A 17,102-nucleotide genomic window follows, 5' to 3' on the forward strand; every position below is an offset into this window, starting at 1 on the left:
AAAGTATATAGAAAAAAAGGACAGAAACCAGCATTTATGCGGTTTCATGTTCAATTCTTTTCCATTTGAAATAGCTAAGTGTGTTAATAAGAACGGTTTTTAAGCAACAAAATTCTAAGATATGAAAAAAGATTCAAGCTATTGCGCTTAAAAAACAACAGAAACAGTTTATAACACCGCGTTTTATTGCTAACTTTACAGCACGAACTATCAATTTTTCCATGTACCTAATTTCAAGGCAGTTAGTTTCAAGACCAATTAATTTTACGACTAATTAATTTTAAGGTCAGATACTTATAAGATCAGTTGCTTTCATGAACACTTATTTTCAAGGTAAATTATTTTTCAAGGTAAATTATGTCACAAAAGAAAACACCATTAGCGCTCATTATTCTGGACGGTTGGGGATATCGTGAAGAAACCACCAACAATGCAATTGCATTAGCGAATACGCCAGTTTTAGATGATTTATTTGCTAACAAGCCAAGTACGTTAATTTCTGGCTCTGGCCTCGATGTTGGATTACCTGATGGACAAATGGGTAACTCCGAAGTAGGGCATGTTAACTTAGGCGCTGGACGGGTTGTCTATCAAGATTTCACCAAAATTACGAAAGCAATTAGCGACGGTAGTTTTAAACACAACTCGGTAATTGTTGCTGCAATTGATAAAGCTGTGGCAGCAGGTAAAGCAGTTCATATCATGGGCCTGTTATCACCTGGTGGAGTGCATTCGCACGAAGATCATCTATTTGCTGCGGCAAAGCTTGCGGCAGAAAAAGGCGTTAAGAAAATATTCCTGCACGGCTTTACTGATGGTCGTGATACACCACCTAGAAGTGCTAGTTCATCAATTGAAGCTGCTGAAAAAGTTTTTGCAGAGCTTGGTGTGGGCCAAGTCGCTAGTATTGTTGGCCGTTATTTTGCCATGGATCGAGACAGCCGATGGGACCGCGTTCAAAAAGCGTATGATTTGATTGTGTCAGCCGAAGCGCAGTTCGAATTTGACTCTGCTACCGAAGCTTTGGATGCCGCTTATGCTAGAGATGAAAATGATGAATTCGTGACAGCTTCGCTAGTGAAAGGTTATGAAGGCGTACAGGATGGCGACGCGATTTTATTCATGAATTTTAGAGCGGATCGCGCAAGAGCAATGTCTCACGCTTTAGTTGATGAGGACTTTGACGGCTTTACTCGCAGTAAAGTACCTAACATTGAGTTCATGATGTTAACTGAGTATGAATCAACCTTGCATGTGCCATGTGCCTATCCACCAGAACCTCTAGTGAATGTAATGGGCGAGTGGTTGTCGAATAACGATAAAACTCAGTTGCGTATCAGTGAAACTGAAAAGTTTGCACACGTAACGTTTTTCTACAGCGGTGGTAAAGAAGATGAATATGTTGGTGAAAAGCGCATTCTCATTCCTTCACCGGATGTTGCCACTTACGATTTGCAACCAGAAATGAATTCAGAGCTACTGACTGATGAATTGGTAAAAGCAATAAAATCGAGAGAATTCGATGCCATTATTTGTAATTATCCTAATGGCGATATGGTTGGTCATACGGGCAATTTGGATGCTGCGATTAAAGCATGTGAAGCCGTAGACCATTGCATTGGTCGAGTTATTGAAGCCTTAAAAGAAGTGGGAGGTGAATGTTTAATTACAGCCGATCACGGTAACGCAGAGCAAATGGTCAATCCTAATACTGGTGTTTCGCATACAGCGCATACTAGCGAGCCTGTGCCATTTATTTACTTTGGGCGTGAGGCGACACCTAGAAGTGGTGGTACACTTAGTGATGTTGCACCTACCATGCTGCATTTAATGGGAATGCAACAACCAGCAGAAATGACGGGTAAAACCATCATGACTTTGAAATAAAGCTGATATAAGTACAAAAGGTAGCATAATGACATTGAGCGGAAAATCCCTAAAGTATCGCCTTTGCGCATGCTCATTAGCATTCGGGCTTTTTTCGCTCAGTCAGCAAATACTGGCGCAAAATAGTGATCTTGCGACCATCCAAGAGAAGATAAAGCAAACTCAAGCGCAGTTGGAAAAGAAGCTAAAATCATCTGAGCGCTTACAACAAGAATTGAAGTTAGCCGAGCTAGAAATTGCAAAAACGGCCACGCAATTAAATCAAACTGATCAATCATTGAAGATAGTTCGCAGCGAAAAAGCGGAACTTGAAACAGAAAAGAAGCGTGTGACGCAGGTTATCGCAGAGCAACAAAAATATCTGGCTGGACAGCTTAAGTCCGCTTTCATGGCGGGTAACTACGACTTTGCCAAAATGTTTTTCAATCAAGACGATGCAGGTCGTTTCGAGCGAACGCTTACCTATTACCAATATCTGAACAAAGCCCGTCAGCAAGAAATTGGCAAATTTCGAGCGCTTGTGGTCGAACTTGAACAACTAAATGTTAAATTGGTCGAGAAATCACAACGTTTAGAAGGCTTCCTAGTCACCCAGAAACAACAAAGTAGTCAGCTCCGCGAGCAACAATCTTCACGGCACAAGAAGTTGAAACAATTAGATAAGCAAATTGAGTCTGATACCGCAAGAGTTGCGCAACTTCAGCAAGAAGAGCGCTCGCTCATGACTGCGATTGAAAAGGCTGAAATTGACGCTAGGAATAGAAGAAAAGATGAAGACCCTGTTTTGCAGGGCTTAGCGCAATCGAAAGGCAAGTTGACTCGCCCGGCAACTGGCAAGATCCAACAGTTATTTGGCAAAAGAAGGCAAGGTCAAGTGCGTTGGAAAGGCATTGTCATCAATAGCAGTGAAGGCTCTCCAGTGCGCGCAGTGCAAGACGGAAAAGTGCTCTATGCAGATTGGTTGAAAGGCTTTGGTTTGGTTACTATTGTTGACCACGGGGAAGGATACATGAGCGTATATGGTCGTAATCAGGCTTTACTTAAACAAGCGGGTGATCCCGTTTTGCAGGGCGAAACCATTGGCTTAGTAGGGAGCAGCGGCGGTCAAGTTAGCCCTGGACTATACTTTGAGATCCGCCACAAAGGTAAAGCGCTTAACCCTAAAAGCTGGTTAAAATAACAAGCCGATTAGTTTATTCCCACCCAGTACCATAATCACTAACAGAATGAGGCCCGCTAAGCTGTTACTTAGGTAAGTATTAGTTTGTGATTTCATGATGGCTTTCTGATTCATCACGTAGAGTAAAAACAAGACTGAGATTGGCAATAATAATGCATTCGAAGCTTGTGCTAGAACGATGATAGCCAAAGGCTTAAAGCCTGATGTCGCCACTAATACGCCGAACACTAAAATGATGATGCAAACAGACTTGAAGCCTCTTGCCGCTAAATTTGCTTGCCAACCAAATAATCCACAAATCGCATAACCCGCCGCCAAGGGCGCGGTAATCGCGCTTGTTAGTCCAGCAGAGAAAAGGCCTAGGGCAAAGAATAAATTCGCGTAATCACCTAAGATGGGTTCGAGTTGCGATGCAATATTGCCCGGAGAAAGAACATTATCACTTAGGTAAAATGCGTTAGCGGCGCACGACATCACCGCGAAAGTCACTAGACCACCTAGGCCAATAGATGAAAACAATTGTTTCTTGTGTGCCGGCAATTGTGAAGCAATATCTGACTCCGAAAGCTTCATATCTAGCGATTGTTTGGCACTTAAGCCAGCGTGCAGGAATAAGTTGTATGGCACGATAGTGGTGCCAATGATGGCCAGTAGTAAGGAAGTATTAGATAAGCCAATTTGTGTCAGCCCATCCATTAGCGCTGAGGTGTTAATACCGGCTATGAACATAATTGAAATGAAAACGATGCTCATCAAGGCTACAAGTCCGATAAGTACTTTTTCTACTAAGTGGTATCTATTGCTAATTAATAAGGCAAACGCTATACCGCCTAAGATTAGTGCCCATACGCTAATAGACCCAGGCAATACATTGGATAAACCCAGTGCAGCACCGGTTAAATTTCCGCCCTCATAAGCTGCGTTACCTACACCTATAGCGGCACAGACTAAAATAATGCTCAACCATCTAAATAGTTTATTCGGACTAATATTAACAATAGCTTCGGACAATCCTTGCCCTGTGACTAGACCAAGTCGAGATGCCATCTCTTGCAATATATAGGTAGCAAAGATCGAAAAACATAAAGCCCACACTAAGCCATAGCCTAAACTCGCACCCGCCATCGATGCGGTTGTTACTGTGCCTGGCCCGATAAAGGCAGCCGCTATGATGAGTCCCGTTGCTCCTGATTTCATAAGCTATTTTCCCCAAAACCTATTTTTATAGTTGTTATTCGCTTGGAATACCCACTATCATCTACTGCATCGTTCGAATTCGCAAATTTAAGTCTTTTAATTACTCATGAATTTACTGCAAATTTATCAAAAGCCAGAAAATGCAGCTATATTGCATTCACGCTACTATGTAGAAGGTGCCATGTTTGGTGCCGGTGTTTCACCAGAAATACCGATGCCAGATGTTTGGCTACCTTGGGCCATTCAGCATCAAGGGCAAATGAAAAACAAGAAACAAGCAGATGCCATTACTGATGCCCTTTTTGATTATTTTAAATATTGCTTACAACTAATGAAAGAAAACAAACAAGTGTTGCCTGATTACTGTGTTTTAGAGGACGATCGTGAAAGTTGGGGTCCTGATTCAGCACTTTCACAATGGATGCAAGGGCTCCTTACAGCACATTCCAGTATGGAAAAGGTTTGGCAAAATGCCTGGAAGTTAATGCAAGCGGCTAACCCTGAGCAAGCCCCAATCTTGGCCAAAAAACTAAAGCATAGCTTGGGCATGTTTAGCACCTTTGCCGATGTAAACTTAGCAATCGAACAAGCAAGAGAAAGAGGGCAAGAGGACTTCACGGAAAAACTACCGCTAATTGCACAATCTTTGCATGATACACTCGAAACCTACGTGTCTATATCAGGCGAACTCGCGAGTTATTTACCTAATCAGTTTGAGACTTTTGTACAAAAACCTTAAAACGGTTTTATTATCGCGAGTATGACAATGGCGAGTAAAGCCAGCACTGGAAGCTCATTGATCATTCTATAAAAGCGTGGGCTTTTAGTGTTTTCATCGGCAGCAAATTTCTTCAGCAGGTGATAAAGATAGAAATGATAAACATAAAAAAGCGCGACAATGGTAAGTTTCGCATGCAGCCAAGCTGAAGCTTTCAACCAACCTAGCCCATATTCGTACATGATCAAAACACCCAGAATAAGAGTAAGAACGGCGAAAGGCGTAACAAAAAACCACAATCGTCTTTCCATGATCTTGAATTGATCTTTGGTTTCCTGATGCTTAGTTTCAGCGTGATATACAAATAGTCGCGGTAAGTAGAAAATCCCAGCCATCCACGCGATCATAAAAAATACATGGAAGGCTTTTAGCCACAGTATATTCATTTAGGTACCTTTATTGATTTTATTGTTCTTAATGTTGCTGTCTAAATAAGTAGCTGTGCAACATATTCCACGTAATAATGCCGACTATCTTGGGCTTACCATGTTCAAAGATATGATCGTTCATATACAGTTCTTCATAAATGTATACTGCACCTTGCCTTTGTTTATGCAATGTTTCATATACTTCAGCCATAGTAGACTGGTCGCTTAAACCTTCCATTTGATGGATAGTAATAGGCAGACCGCCATCTTGTAAACTAATGTCCATTGATACAATTTGATATTGTCGGTCAAGTTCAAATACTTGTTCTTGCACCACAACGTCTCCAGGATTTGCTTGCAAATATTTATGAAGCGCTTCTTTTGGGGCATCAATAAAATGTTTAAACTGACTTTGCATTATCGCCATGACACCGGTTTCTTGCAGTACATCTCGAATAGAAGATGTCGTGTAAGGCAGGTTTTGAAATTCTAATTGCTGAATAAAAATCGAACGGTTTTTACATAATTGTTTACTAGTGACATATGCGCAGACAATGACAATAATCGCCGGCAATATTACTTGTGAGCTTGCGGATAGCTCCATCACTGCCGACAATGCAGCCATAGGAGCGTGCAAAACAGCGGCTAACATACCCGCTAAACCCAACAGGGCAAAAGTCGAGGTCATTTCACTTTCACCACTAATGCTATAAAGAGGCTGCAACAAAATCACGCCTGCCAGCATCCCAATGACCATTACTGCACCTATAATACCACCCGGCACTCCCAAGCCAATCGCAACAACCGCGAGTATAAATTTTAAGGTGAATATCAATAGCAAGAAACTCAACTGTGGATCGCTGCCCAATAGCGTTTCCATAGCCACAAATTCAGCACCTAAGGCTTGTGGCATGAAGTAACCAACTACCCCAGTAATTAAACCGGCGAGTAACAAACGGAAAATCATATTAACGTGACGAAACATCTTCAGTACAAGCATCAATTGTTTATTGAACAGTGCTGCTAATAAACCAAGCGCAATGCCGCATAAAACGAGATAGGGTAGCAGTTCATTTTCAAGTGAATGAAAGTTTAAGAAAGTAAGTTCATTCTCATCACCAAAGACAATGCGGGTTAGGACTGAGCCACAAGCTGCCGCTAGCATCACTGGAATAAATACATGCACTCGATATTGACGTAAAACGACTTCCATCACGAAGATAACTGCGGCAAATGGCGTATTGAATGCTGCTGAGACCCCAGCAGCGATGCCACAGCCTGTTAGAATTCTTAAACTATTAAAAGGCAGCCTAAACCATTGGCCAAGAAAGTGACTGCCCGCTGCTGCTAGATGCACCGTCGGACCTTCTTTGCCGACCACAAAGCCACCAGCCAACGAAAACACTCCGCCAAAAAACTGATTAATGGAAGTTCGAAGTGGGATGTGACCATAACGCGTCTTGATACGATGAATTACAAAGGGTATGCCCATTCGGTAATGTTTAAAACCGGTCATCTTGGCAACTAGAATAACGCATATGATCGCCGATATAGGCAGCAGAAGTATATAAATACTGTCAATTGCGCCGTACTGGGCTACACCACCTAATAACAATTTTTGAATAGATTCAAATGCTAATCTGAACACAATAATAACACTGGCGGCACACACGCCTGCAACGATGCCTAACAAGCATAATTGAACTGAAGTACGTGGGTGAGAGACTTCCCGTCTCAGTGAGTGCAAAAACATGTCGAGTTTAGGTTTATACTAATTAGGATTAGGTCTATCATAGCGTTTTGAGCCCCCCCTTACCATTGGTGTTTGGTCGTAACTAGCTCAAATATCGCTTATTTATCAGTAACTATGATCTGAACAATGGAGAATTCATTGAATTTAAAAGAGCTGCGCGGGCAACTTGGTTTCCTTAGATATTATCTAGCCATGATTTTTGTACTTGCTTGCCTATTTTATGCGGGTCACGAATATGCGGATAAAAAAAACCATCTTTTGTTGGCTAAAATTGACGTAATGCAAAGCAGTATTGACAACTTAACGCGAGAGAATCAGGTCTTAAACTCCGAGTTGAACGTAAAGAAAGTAGAGTTAGAAGTGGCAAGCATTGCGAATGAGCAAGCACAGCTAACCTACAAAGAATATATGCGCCGAGAAGCTGAGTTAAGAGAGCAAATAAGCTTTTATCAGAAGGTGATGGCGCCCGAGTTAACACAAGATGGCTTTGTCGTTGAAAGTGTTGAAGTTATTTCAACAGCAAGCAAAAATAACTATGCAATTTCGATCATGATGTTACAGCGAGAAAATATTAAATCGATTATTAAAGGAACCTTGAAGGTTAAATTGCAAGGCAGTCAAAATACCGTGCCAATTGAGTACGATGTCAAAGAGTTATTGGATAATCAGCAAGATAAAATGGCTTTTTCATTTAAATATTTCCAAGTACTTGAATTGCGAGTGACCTTGCCAGAAGACTTTATTCCAGAACAAATTGAAATTAAAACAGACGTCTACAAATTTAAAAGAAAACGAGGCTCGTATGCTCGCACTGTCCAATGGGCTGACGCTTTCAGTGAAGCAGATTGAATACTTGATTAAACTACTCAGGTATTAGATAATTCGCCCCCATTATTTTTGAGCCACAAACGCTTTTATTAGAGGAATATTATGTCTGAAGAAATGGCATTGCCAATTGAGTTTTCTGAAGCTGCGGCAAAAAAAGTGAAAACCTTAATTGTTGAGGAAGAAAATCCTGAATTAAAACTGCGAGTTTACGTAACTGGTGGCGGTTGTTCTGGATTTCAGTATGGCTTTACTTTCGACGAAAAAGTAAACGAAGGCGATATGACGATTGAAAAAGAGAGCGTCACCTTGGTAATAGATCCAATGAGTTTGCAGTATCTTGTCGGCGGCACAGTTGACTACACTGAAGGCTTGGAAGGCTCACGCTTCTTTGTAAATAACCCTAATGCATCTACTACTTGTGGCTGCGGTGCTAGTTTTAGTATTTAATTCACTTAACGCTAAATGAGAAAACTATGAAACTAATCGGTTCTACTACATCACCTTATGTACGTCGTCTGCGGATGTGGATGACCGATATCGAACATGGCTTTGAGCAAGTTGATATATTCAACAGCGCAGACAGATCACGATTAGTCAAAACCAACCCAACTTTAAAAGTACCAATGCTCGAAGATGGTGAGCGAACCATTTTTGATTCTGGTGCTATCTACCGCTATCTCAATAAAAAACTTAATAAGCCCGAGCTAAGTTGGGAGCAAATCAATTTACTTACACTGATTGATTCAGTGAACGATTCATTAGTTCAAATCTTCTTATTATCACGCTCCGATATAGATACCAGTGCAGATAAGCTTTACTTCCGCTTGCAAAGAGAGCGTGCTGATGTGATTTTTACCGAACTCAATAAAGCTGCTGAGAAAGGTGCATTTACTGAATGGAACTATGCAAGCATTAGCTTGTTTTGTTTGCTTGATTGGGTCGCATTTCGTGAGCGCTACGATTTTTCTACACTATCGTCGCTGGTCACTTTTCATCAATCCACTCTTGAAAAAGCTGAAGCGAAACAAACAGATCCGCGCTAAAAAATAGATAAACCGGCTCGGAAGTGCTGGTTTTCTATAGGTTTAATAACTAGGGAAATGCACCTCAGCTCTAATTGCGATACCAACAGAAGTCCTGAAATTCTCTTCACGTAACCAAAGTACAAAAGGTTCTACCTCCACAAATAGCCACGAACGTAACACATTTCTTTTGTATCTCATGCTCAGAAGTACTTGCTCTTCTTTGTAAGAAGGCTTGTTCAAACCGTCCACCATCGCAGTAAACAAATAACTGCTTTTGCTATCTTTCAGATATAAGTACTGAAACTTATGACGCCAGAACAAATCTTCCGTTTTATCACGATAGCGAAACGTGTTTTCAAACTCGATGGCTCGATTTGATGATATTGTATGACTGAATGAAATGCGAGATTCAACACCAAGTTGATCATCGGTGTAGTAATTGACTTCAGCAAAGTACTTAAGGTTGTTTTTTTCATTTATTCTAAAGCCATTGCTATAACGAGCTCGAGTGTATACTTGCGAACCACGACCTAATCCAATGCGATAAGCGAGCTTCGAATCGGGCTTGTCTTTGAACTGCAAGGCAACTGTGGCTTGATCATTGCTACCTAATTGCTGGCTGCGTGCGGCTTTAACCGCTTGTTGGTTCACATCTTCTTCATCATCGGACAACAATAACTCCACTTTGTCTTCGAGTGCAGGCAGTTTGACACGTATTTTGAAACGAAAATCAAATTGACTTAAATGCCCACTGCGAGGTTCCCACCCAAACCTTAACTTACCGGACGCTTGTGCTGGCTTGGGTTTAATTGCGGAGTCGGCAACAAACCAACGATTAACCTCAACAACCGATGCTTCGACACCGTAATTTAAGTGGCAATACCAATCATCTAACCACGGTTGCGCGCTGCAGTAATCGAATTCTACTTGTTTTTTCTTCTCGGCTTTTTCTTTTGATTCAGCCTGTTTGGAATTGCTGAGGGGCGTTTCAGATTGTTCTAATTGTTGTGAAAAGGTTTTTATAGGAACTGATTCATCGTTATTTGCTGAAATTGCGTATACATCCGTAGAGAATATTAGGCATAAAAGAAACCCACACCAACAGGTAGCGGTAGCGTACTGAGTACCGGTTTTTGTTGGTGATGAGCGGCGTTTCACACTAAGTCACCACGCCAATATCTGCTAGGAAATAAGTCCAATCGATTGCCTCGGAAACATAAGTATAAAAACAAGTTAATGAAAGCCAGTGATATTTGTTAAAAGCAACGTATAATGCATTTAATGCGCCTGATTTGCATCGTTAATTTAAGTGCTATTAATTAAGCATTTATAGGGTATAGACGGTAGCAAAAAAAATGAAATTTTAACAATGGAGATTTGCAAATGGGTTTTAATATTTGGAATGTTGTGATTGTACTGTTAATAGTTATTTTACTATTTGGTACAAAGAAGTTACGCAATGTTGGTGGCGACCTAGGTTCAGCTCTTAAAGGTTTTAAGAAAGCTTTGAGTGAAGATGAAACTAATGCAGATAAAAAAGAAGCTGATAAAACTGACGCCGATTTCGAATCAGTTGAAGATCAAACTGCAAGCGAGAAAACAAGTGCAAGTGACAGTAAAGTAAAAAGCACGGCAAAAAGTACAGTAGAATCAGCCGAAACAAAGACAACTACCAAAGAGTAGACCATGTTCGATATTAGTTTTTGGGAACTCTTCATTGTAGGCATCGTCGCACTCATTATTTTAGGGCCTGAGCGCCTGCCGGGTGCTATACGTTCAACAGTAAAAACTGTACGAAGTGTGAAAAACATGGCTTCAGGTTTCAAAACTGAGATTGAAGAACAACTGCGCGTGCATGAGCTACACGAAGATCTGAAAAAAGCAGAGAAAATGGGCTTAGATAATGTCAGCCCAGAAGTTGCGCAGAGTGTTGAAGAATTAAAACAAGCAGCAATGTCTGTTCAAGAACCATATAAGAAAAAGAAAGATGACGACGCAAAGTAGTTTTATAGGTCACCTAATCGAATTACGCAGCCGCGTACTCAAAGCACTGGTTTCTGTTCTTATTATTTTTATGGCCTTAGCCTATTGGGCTCAAGACCTTTACACCTTATTGGCTGCACCCCTTATTGCCACCATGCCTGAAGGTGCGTCAATGATTGCAACGGGCGTAGCCTCACCATTTTTCGCCCCTTTCAAGCTCACAATGGTATTGTCCTTCTTCATCGCCATTCCCTATGTGCTTTATCAAATTTGGGGTTTTATAGCGCCAGGGCTTTATCGCAACGAAAAGAAATTAGTAGCACCACTACTGCTCTCAAGTACCTTATTATTTTATAGCGGAATGGCCTTTGCCTATTTCGTTGTGTTCCCGCTTGCATTTAGCTTTTTCAATGCGGTTGCTCCCGACGATGTGCTTGTAGCGCCGGATATTTCAGAATATCTCAGTTTTGTCTTAAAAATATTCTTTGCTTTTGGTGTCGCGTTTGAAATTCCGGTTGCCATTATTTTGATGTGTTGGACAGGCATTACTACGCCTGAGAAACTTCGCAAAAAACGCTCTCATGTCATTGTCGCAGCATTTGTTGTGGGTATGTTATTAACGCCCCCTGATGTTATTTCACAAGTCTTGCTAGCTATCCCGATGTGGTTCTTATTTGAGGTCGGTGTTGTTGTAGGTAGTTGGTATACCAAAAATGCAAGACGAGAAGAAGATAGCGATAACAGAGACTCAGATGACGAGCGAGATGAAAAGCGGGATGAAGAGAACTCGATTCATAAGAAAAATGAACAAGATACAAGTAAATCACAAAACGAGGCGAAGCCATAATGATCACAGCCGTTTTTAATGCAGTATCCTTAGTCTTTGCATTGCAAGGCGCTACTTCGTTGCACCCAGAACTAGCTAATCAGAATATTGTAAACCAAGCAAAGAAATGTGCAGATATTGCTAATGACAAAGCGCGTTTGAGTTGTTTCGATGCTATTTTCAAGCTTGGAGCAAAAGATCCACAAAAAAGGCCAATGCCTTTCGAAAAGAATCCTACGCCACCGCAGGCTCCGCCTTTATCGCCACAGCCTTTATCGCCACAGCCTTCACCGCCACAGCCTTTATCGCCACAGCCTTTACCACCAGTTGCTACTCAAATTGTAGAGTCTACAAGTGCTGAAGCAAGGTCAGAACCAGTTGAAACAAAAGTCGCTCCGAAAGAAGCGGTTCAAAAATTTGGTGCAGAACATCTGAAAACAGAAAAAGACACGGACATAGAGTTAGAAGTTGTTACTTTCACGATTGAAAAAGTAAGCTTAACGCTGAGAAAACAACAGCGGTTCTATTTTACTAATGGTCAAGTCTGGGAAAACAAAACGTCAAAGCAACTTCGTGTAAGCGAAGGTGACGAAGTAGAAATCAAAGATGGTGCATTTAGTGCATTCTACTTATCAAAAGTTGAAGGCACCGGCAGCGTACGAGTGAAGAGAGTTAAGTAATGCAATGGTTTGACGTCGGCGTTAATTTGTTGGATAGACGATTTACGGCGCTCGATGTCATTAACCGAGCTTCGCAGCAATCGGTTAAGCAAATGTGTGTGATTAGTTCTACTCTTGAAGAATCGCTTGCGGCGCAAAACCTTGTTAGTAAGCACAACGAGAGCGCCGGTTATCAACAACTTGTTTTTACCGCTGGGGTTCACCCTCATAATGCGGATGGCTTTTCAGATGATTTTATTCCACAGTTACACCAACTCTCATCCGATGCCAATATGGTTGCCTTCGGAGAGTGTGGTTTAGATTTCAATCGAAACTTTTCAACTAAAGAAAACCAACTTAAAGCCTTTGAGGCACAACTAAATTGCGCGGCTGATTTAAAGAAGCCGGTTTACCTTCACGAGCGCGATGCCTTTGAAGATCAAATTCGCTTGTTAAAGAAATACTTACCTTCTATTCCTAATGCTATCGTGCATTGTTTTACCGGCTCCAAAGCGCAAATGGAAGCATACCTCGAGCTTGGTTGCTATATTGGCATTACCGGCTGGGTTTGTGATGACAAGCGCGGAAGTGACTTGCAAGAGGCTGTGAAGAGCCTCCCCCTTGAAAGATTGCTACTTGAAACGGACGCTCCTTATCTGTTCCCTAAAAATGTGAAACCAAGAGCAAAGAATAATGAACCTTGCTTTTTACCTCACGTTGCAGAAAAAGTCGCTTCATTAAAGGGTTTAGAGATTAAGAAACTTGCAAATGCGTCAGTTGAAAATGCGCAGAGAGTATTCGGGCAATTAGTGACTTATGACTAATCCTGAATCTAAACCTGCAAACAATTCACTTTGGCTTGCTGTCTTAGTTGCGGGCTTTACTTTAGTCATGCTGTTTATGGTAACGTCATTAGGGCAGAACATTGAAAAGCACTCGCTAAAGCAAAAGATTTACCATCACGAAGATACAACTAAAAAGCTTAGCATCGCGAGCATTGATCAAGTAGATCAAGACGCGTGGGCTGAGAATGATTCTCAAAACTTTGGTTTAACACCATTCCCTCAGTGGCTGAAAGTCGATTTTTCTACTGTCGAAAAAAATCAAATACTAGAAATTGATTATGCGATGCTGGATAGTATTCAGCTGTGGCTGCGAAAGAAAGGCGAGGACAACAATTACCAAATACTAGAGCAATATGAACTTGGGGATAGTTTGGCTTTCTCCCAAAGGCCGATTATTCATGACAAATTTTTAATTCCCCTACCAAATGAGTTAATGGGTGTTCAATTATTACTTCGAGTGCAATCAAATGGGCCAGTTAAAGCGCCCTTAAAGCTCTGGTTTAAGAAAGACTACATTGTTCATACCGCATCACATCGCATGTTTATGGGGTTGTTTTTTGGTTATATGTTGGCGATGGCTATCATTAATATCTTTTTGTATATTTCGGCTCGAAACCTTACTTTTATTACTTATGCTGGATATGTCATTTCGTTTGCATTATTAATTGCGTCTATTCATGGCCTTGGCTATCGCTTTATATGGCCAGAAAGTGCTTGGCTACAAGAAAGGACGCCCGCTATTTTTGCGTTCATGACAATGAGTTTTATTCTTGTCTTTTCTTCTCATATCCTAGAGTTAAAAAAGCACAATCCCAAGTATCAAATCACATTTAACATTTTTTCGATTGTTTTTATTGTCGCTTGTATTGCCTCATTTATTGTGCCCTATGTCATCATGATTAAGCTTTTGCTCGTGCTGCTGCTGTTATCGATTCCAGCAATATTTGTGGTGAGTGTAAGCCTAGCGCTCAAAGGAAGCGCCATTGCTAAGTTCTTTTGTGCGGCTTGGATTGTCTTGTTGATTTCCGGCCTAAGCGCTTCGGCTGACAACTTCCATTGGATAAGTTTTCCGATAGATTCAAGTTATTTGCTGATGGTGGGTGCAATGACCGAAACCTTATTGCTTGCCTTGGCGGTCGCTACTAGCTATAGCGTTCAGCGAAATGAAGCAAAGCAATCTCATATAGAGTCAGCACAAAACGAACAAAAGGCAATACAAGCACAGAAAGAATTGTTAGCAGTGCAAAAGCAGGCGCAAGTTGATTTAGAAGAACAAGTGTCAGTTAGAACGCAGGAATTTGAGGAAGCGCTCGCAGGCTTATCTAAAGTAAACGAAGAACTACAAAGTATGAGTGAAACGGATACTTTGACGGGTTTAACAAATAGACGTTTTTTCGAAACTAATATTGTGACCGAAGCAGCGAGAAGCAGACGGGAAAAACAGCCACTAGCGATTGCATTACTCGATATCGATCATTTTAAAAAGGTGAATGATGAATATGGACATCAATGCGGAGACGATTGCCTCATAGAGTTCTCCAAAACACTAAAAGAAATTATCCAGCGTCCAGGCGACTTATTGTCACGTTATGGTGGAGAGGAGTTCGTGCTTTTATTGCCAAATACAACTATTGAGGGAGCCACGAATTTGTTAGAGAGATTCAGGCTCGAAATTGAGAAACTAGTTGTTGAAACGCACGGGCACAAAATACAGTTTACCGTGAGTGCCGGGGTGACATCCCGTGTGGTTGGGAGTGATGAAGAGGCTGAGAAGATGCTGTCTTATGCTGATAAGCTCTTATATCAAGCCAAAAAATCTGGGCGCAACCAAGTTAAGTCGGGAAGTTTCTGATGACTGACGACAATATCCAAGACATTGAATCAATTGATGAGGATGCTTCGGCTAGTAGCGGCTTTTGGCATACGCTGCTCATTATTCTGCTCGGTATTGTCCTGTTTATTTTAGTAGTAAGTTCAGCAGGTCAAGGTGAAGCACCTCTCATAAATGACACCGCTAGTTTATATAAAGCATCAGCAGAAAATGACGATATTGAAAAAGTCATGCGCTTACCTAGTGCTGAGTGGACGCCTGTAGTACATAGTAATTTTGCTTTGTCTCCCAGAGCTCATTGGTTTAAGGCTCCGATTCCAGTCAATTCAGGCAGTGATGCCAGGTTGCTCGAGGTGTCCTTTGCTAGTCTTGATTTCGTTGATGTATGGTTTGTCAGTGAAGAGAACAACGAGCGTGAAATCCTAAAGCACATTCAAAGCGGCGATAACTTTAAATATTCTCAGCGCGAAATACGTCACGATCAGTTTATATTCCCTGTGCCAGAAAGTCGTAATATCACATCACTGTATTTGCGTATTAAAAGCGAGGGTGAGATTAAAGTACCGATAAAGTTATGGGAGGAAGAGGAGTACATTCAGTATATCGCCTCACATAGAGTCTTTATGGGGATCTTTTATGGTTTTATGGCTGCGATGGCGCTCATATCCTTGTTCCTCTTTGTTACATCTAGGAATATTATTACACTGCAATTTGCTGGCTTTATTGCTTGTTTGTCTCTGGCTTTAGCTAGTAGTCAAGGTTTAGGCTACCGTTTTATATGGCCTGGTAGTATCTTTATTCAGCAGTATTCATTAATCTTTTTTGCTTCATCAATTGTCTTCTTTTCAAGCACATTTACAGCAAATTTGCTCGAAATTAGACTCAACTTTAAGCGACTGCATATCCTGTTTAAGGCGATTCGAATAAGTATTCTTATTTACATCGTGTTTATCTTTGTTCTCCCATTTAGCTTGATATCTTCAATATTGGCATTGCTAATTTTAATCACGATATTTTTAGTGTTTTCCTCAACACTTTATATCGCTTACAGGGGGAGTTTCGTTGCAAGGTTTCTCGCGGCTGCGTGGTGTTCAATATTGTTTAGTGGCTTGTTCATTTTAGCTGATGTGCTCGGTTTGCTCAGCTTGAACATCGACCCAAGCTACTTAATTATGGTTGGGGCAGTTATTGAGACTCTTTTTATGGCTTTAGGTTTGGCTATGCATTTTAATCAGCAACGATTAGATGCTAAACGTGCACACTATAATGCTAGAGAAAATAAGCAAAAGGCGATGCAAGCGAACGAAGAGTTACTGCGCTTGCAACTGGAAGCGAAAGAAAAGCTCGAATATGCAGTTGATGAGAGAAACTACGAGCTAGAAATTGCGATGAGAGAATTAAATGAAGCTAATCACGAGCTAGAGCGCAAGTCTTCCATCGATGCGCTAACTGGCGTTGCTAATAGACGTTTGTACGACAAGCGAGTAATTGCAGAAGCTCGACGAAGCCGCCGAGAGCAAACTCCTTTAGCCATCGCGATGATTGATATTGACCACTTTAAATCGGTGAATGATAATTACGGTCATCAGTGTGGCGATGAGGCTTTAAAACATTTTGCAGAAATTTTGAAGCAATGTATAAAACGCCCATCCGATATCATTTGTCGTTATGGCGGTGAAGAGTTCGTTGCTATCCTCCCTAATACGGATTTGGCTGGAGCTGAAGCCTTAATGGAAACCCTTCGTTCAGCAACGGAAAGCAGTCAACTTACTTGTGAAGAAGAAACGATCAAATTTACGGTTAGTATTGGCGTGTCAACTCGCATAATCGCTTCTGAAGAAGAAGCTGAGATGCTTCATGCATTTGCCGACAAGTTATTATACAAAGCAAAAGAGGCCGGACGAAACCAAGTAATGTCCGCTGAGTTTTAATATGAAGAAAG

The 17,102-nt window shown here is 41.2% G+C and carries 17 protein-coding genes; 13 read left to right on the plus strand and 4 right to left on the minus strand.

Features of this window, described 5'->3' with window-relative positions; translation table 11 throughout:
- Positions 1-357: 357 nt before the first annotated feature.
- Positions 358-1,887, plus strand: a complete 1,530-nt coding sequence (gene gpmI, locus ACKLNX_RS09990) for a 2,3-bisphosphoglycerate-independent phosphoglycerate mutase (RefSeq protein ID WP_412972248.1) — start codon at positions 358-360, stop codon at positions 1,885-1,887.
- A 28-nt stretch (positions 1,888-1,915) separates the two neighbouring features.
- Complete coding sequence (locus ACKLNX_RS09995; protein WP_412972249.1) at positions 1,916-3,067, plus strand: murein hydrolase activator EnvC family protein; 1,152 nt, start codon at positions 1,916-1,918, stop codon at positions 3,065-3,067.
- On the opposite strand, the gene ACKLNX_RS10000 is transcribed toward ACKLNX_RS09995, so the two are convergent.
- Positions 3,059-4,264 carry an Nramp family divalent metal transporter gene (locus ACKLNX_RS10000; protein WP_412972250.1) on the minus strand — a complete coding sequence of 402 codons (1,206 nt, stop codon included), beginning with the start codon at positions 4,262-4,264 and terminating at the stop codon, positions 3,059-3,061. The genes ACKLNX_RS09995 and ACKLNX_RS10000 overlap by 9 nt on opposite strands.
- Positions 4,265-4,370: 106 nt before the next feature.
- Between ACKLNX_RS10000 and ACKLNX_RS10005 the strand changes: the two genes are divergently transcribed.
- Positions 4,371-5,003, plus strand: a complete 633-nt coding sequence (locus ACKLNX_RS10005) for a UPF0149 family protein (RefSeq protein ID WP_412972251.1) — start codon at positions 4,371-4,373, stop codon at positions 5,001-5,003.
- Here ACKLNX_RS10005 and hemJ read toward each other — a convergent pair.
- Together hemJ and ACKLNX_RS10015 are read right to left on the minus strand one after the other, a co-directional pair.
- Positions 5,000-5,428, minus strand: a complete 429-nt coding sequence (gene hemJ, locus ACKLNX_RS10010; RefSeq protein ID WP_412972252.1) for a protoporphyrinogen oxidase HemJ — start codon at positions 5,426-5,428, stop codon at positions 5,000-5,002. The two genes, ACKLNX_RS10005 and hemJ, sit on opposite strands and share 4 nt — an antisense overlap.
- A 28-nt stretch (positions 5,429-5,456) precedes the next feature.
- On the minus strand, positions 5,457-7,163 hold the full coding sequence (locus tag ACKLNX_RS10015) for a chloride channel protein (protein ID WP_411692702.1): 1,707 nt from the start codon (positions 7,161-7,163) through the stop codon (positions 5,457-5,459).
- Between the two features lie 138 nt (positions 7,164-7,301).
- Between ACKLNX_RS10015 and ACKLNX_RS10020 the strand changes: the two genes are divergently transcribed.
- The 3 genes from ACKLNX_RS10020 (at position 7,302) to ACKLNX_RS10030 (ending at position 9,034) form a co-directional block, all read left to right on the plus strand.
- Positions 7,302-8,012: a DUF6776 family protein gene (locus ACKLNX_RS10020; RefSeq protein WP_412972253.1), complete on the plus strand. Its 711-nt coding sequence runs from the start codon at positions 7,302-7,304 to the stop codon at positions 8,010-8,012.
- 81 nt (positions 8,013-8,093) lie between these two features.
- The gene (erpA, locus tag ACKLNX_RS10025) at positions 8,094-8,438 is read left to right on the plus strand and encodes an iron-sulfur cluster insertion protein ErpA (protein ID WP_412972254.1); all 345 of its coding nucleotides are present in this window, start codon (positions 8,094-8,096) and stop codon (positions 8,436-8,438) included.
- A gap of 26 nt (positions 8,439-8,464) precedes the next feature.
- Positions 8,465-9,034, plus strand: coding sequence for a glutathione S-transferase family protein (locus ACKLNX_RS10030; RefSeq protein ID WP_411692705.1), 570 nt, complete (start codon positions 8,465-8,467; stop codon positions 9,032-9,034).
- Between the two features lie 42 nt (positions 9,035-9,076).
- Here ACKLNX_RS10030 and ACKLNX_RS10035 read toward each other — a convergent pair whose 3' ends face one another.
- Complete coding sequence (locus ACKLNX_RS10035; protein ID WP_412972255.1) at positions 9,077-10,174, minus strand: hypothetical protein; 1,098 nt, start codon at positions 10,172-10,174, stop codon at positions 9,077-9,079.
- Positions 10,175-10,399: 225 nt separating this feature from the next.
- Here ACKLNX_RS10035 and tatA point away from each other — a divergent pair, with 225 nt between their 5' ends.
- Genes tatA through ACKLNX_RS10070 form a run of 7 tightly spaced genes read left to right on the plus strand, consistent with a single transcriptional unit; the run spans position 10,400 to position 17,091 of the window.
- Positions 10,400-10,699 carry a twin-arginine translocase TatA/TatE family subunit gene (gene tatA, locus ACKLNX_RS10040; RefSeq protein WP_411692707.1) on the plus strand — a complete coding sequence of 100 codons (300 nt, stop codon included), beginning with the start codon at positions 10,400-10,402 and terminating at the stop codon, positions 10,697-10,699.
- Positions 10,700-10,702: 3 nt separating this feature from the next.
- Positions 10,703-11,020, plus strand: a complete 318-nt coding sequence (gene tatB, locus ACKLNX_RS10045) for a Sec-independent protein translocase protein TatB (RefSeq protein ID WP_411692708.1) — start codon at positions 10,703-10,705, stop codon at positions 11,018-11,020.
- A complete protein-coding gene (tatC, locus tag ACKLNX_RS10050; protein WP_411692709.1) occupies positions 11,004-11,846 on the plus strand; it encodes a twin-arginine translocase subunit TatC in 843 nt (280 codons plus the stop codon). Before tatB ends, tatC begins: the two co-directional genes overlap by 17 nt.
- Positions 11,846-12,505, plus strand: a complete 660-nt coding sequence (locus ACKLNX_RS10055) for a hypothetical protein (protein ID WP_412972256.1) — start codon at positions 11,846-11,848, stop codon at positions 12,503-12,505. Before tatC ends, ACKLNX_RS10055 begins: the two co-directional genes overlap by 1 nt.
- The gene (locus tag ACKLNX_RS10060) at positions 12,505-13,308 is read left to right on the plus strand and encodes a TatD family hydrolase (protein ID WP_412972257.1); all 804 of its coding nucleotides are present in this window, start codon (positions 12,505-12,507) and stop codon (positions 13,306-13,308) included. The genes ACKLNX_RS10055 and ACKLNX_RS10060 overlap by 1 nt, the downstream gene beginning before the upstream one ends.
- On the plus strand, positions 13,301-15,181 hold the full coding sequence (locus tag ACKLNX_RS10065; protein WP_412972258.1) for a diguanylate cyclase: 1,881 nt from the start codon (positions 13,301-13,303) through the stop codon (positions 15,179-15,181). The genes ACKLNX_RS10060 and ACKLNX_RS10065 overlap by 8 nt, the downstream gene beginning before the upstream one ends.
- Positions 15,181-17,091, plus strand: a complete 1,911-nt coding sequence (locus ACKLNX_RS10070) for a diguanylate cyclase (protein WP_412972259.1) — start codon at positions 15,181-15,183, stop codon at positions 17,089-17,091. Before ACKLNX_RS10065 ends, ACKLNX_RS10070 begins: the two co-directional genes overlap by 1 nt.
- Positions 17,092-17,102 lie beyond the last annotated feature (11 nt).

Origin of the sequence: Glaciecola sp. MF2-115 (assembly GCF_047250385.1) — a bacterium.
In the GTDB taxonomy this organism is placed as follows: domain Bacteria; phylum Pseudomonadota; class Gammaproteobacteria; order Enterobacterales; family Alteromonadaceae; genus Glaciecola.

Excerpts from the sequence above, each read along its gene's own strand:
- ACKLNX_RS10015 (WP_411692702.1), bottom strand. The coding sequence starts at position 7,163 with ATGTTTTTGCACTCACTGAGACGGGAAGTCTCTCACCCACGTACTTCA.
- erpA (WP_412972254.1), top strand. The coding sequence starts at position 8,094 with ATGTCTGAAGAAATGGCATTGCCAATTGAGTTTTCTGAAGCTGCGGCA.
- ACKLNX_RS10030 (WP_411692705.1), top strand. The coding sequence starts at position 8,465 with ATGAAACTAATCGGTTCTACTACATCACCTTATGTACGTCGTCTGCGG.
- tatA (WP_411692707.1), top strand. The coding sequence starts at position 10,400 with ATGGGTTTTAATATTTGGAATGTTGTGATTGTACTGTTAATAGTTATT.
- ACKLNX_RS10070 (WP_412972259.1), top strand. The coding sequence starts at position 15,181 with ATGACTGACGACAATATCCAAGACATTGAATCAATTGATGAGGATGCT.
- ACKLNX_RS10060 (WP_412972257.1), top strand. The coding sequence starts at position 12,505 with ATGCAATGGTTTGACGTCGGCGTTAATTTGTTGGATAGACGATTTACG.
- ACKLNX_RS10005 (WP_412972251.1), top strand. The coding sequence starts at position 4,371 with ATGAATTTACTGCAAATTTATCAAAAGCCAGAAAATGCAGCTATATTG.
- tatB (WP_411692708.1), top strand. The coding sequence starts at position 10,703 with ATGTTCGATATTAGTTTTTGGGAACTCTTCATTGTAGGCATCGTCGCA.
- tatC (WP_411692709.1), top strand. The coding sequence starts at position 11,004 with ATGACGACGCAAAGTAGTTTTATAGGTCACCTAATCGAATTACGCAGC.
- ACKLNX_RS10055 (WP_412972256.1), top strand. The coding sequence starts at position 11,846 with ATGATCACAGCCGTTTTTAATGCAGTATCCTTAGTCTTTGCATTGCAA.
- hemJ (WP_412972252.1), bottom strand. The coding sequence starts at position 5,428 with ATGAATATACTGTGGCTAAAAGCCTTCCATGTATTTTTTATGATCGCG.
- ACKLNX_RS09995 (WP_412972249.1), top strand. The coding sequence starts at position 1,916 with ATGACATTGAGCGGAAAATCCCTAAAGTATCGCCTTTGCGCATGCTCA.
- ACKLNX_RS10000 (WP_412972250.1), bottom strand. The coding sequence starts at position 4,264 with ATGAAATCAGGAGCAACGGGACTCATCATAGCGGCTGCCTTTATCGGG.
- gpmI (WP_412972248.1), top strand. The coding sequence starts at position 358 with ATGTCACAAAAGAAAACACCATTAGCGCTCATTATTCTGGACGGTTGG.
- ACKLNX_RS10065 (WP_412972258.1), top strand. The coding sequence starts at position 13,301 with ATGACTAATCCTGAATCTAAACCTGCAAACAATTCACTTTGGCTTGCT.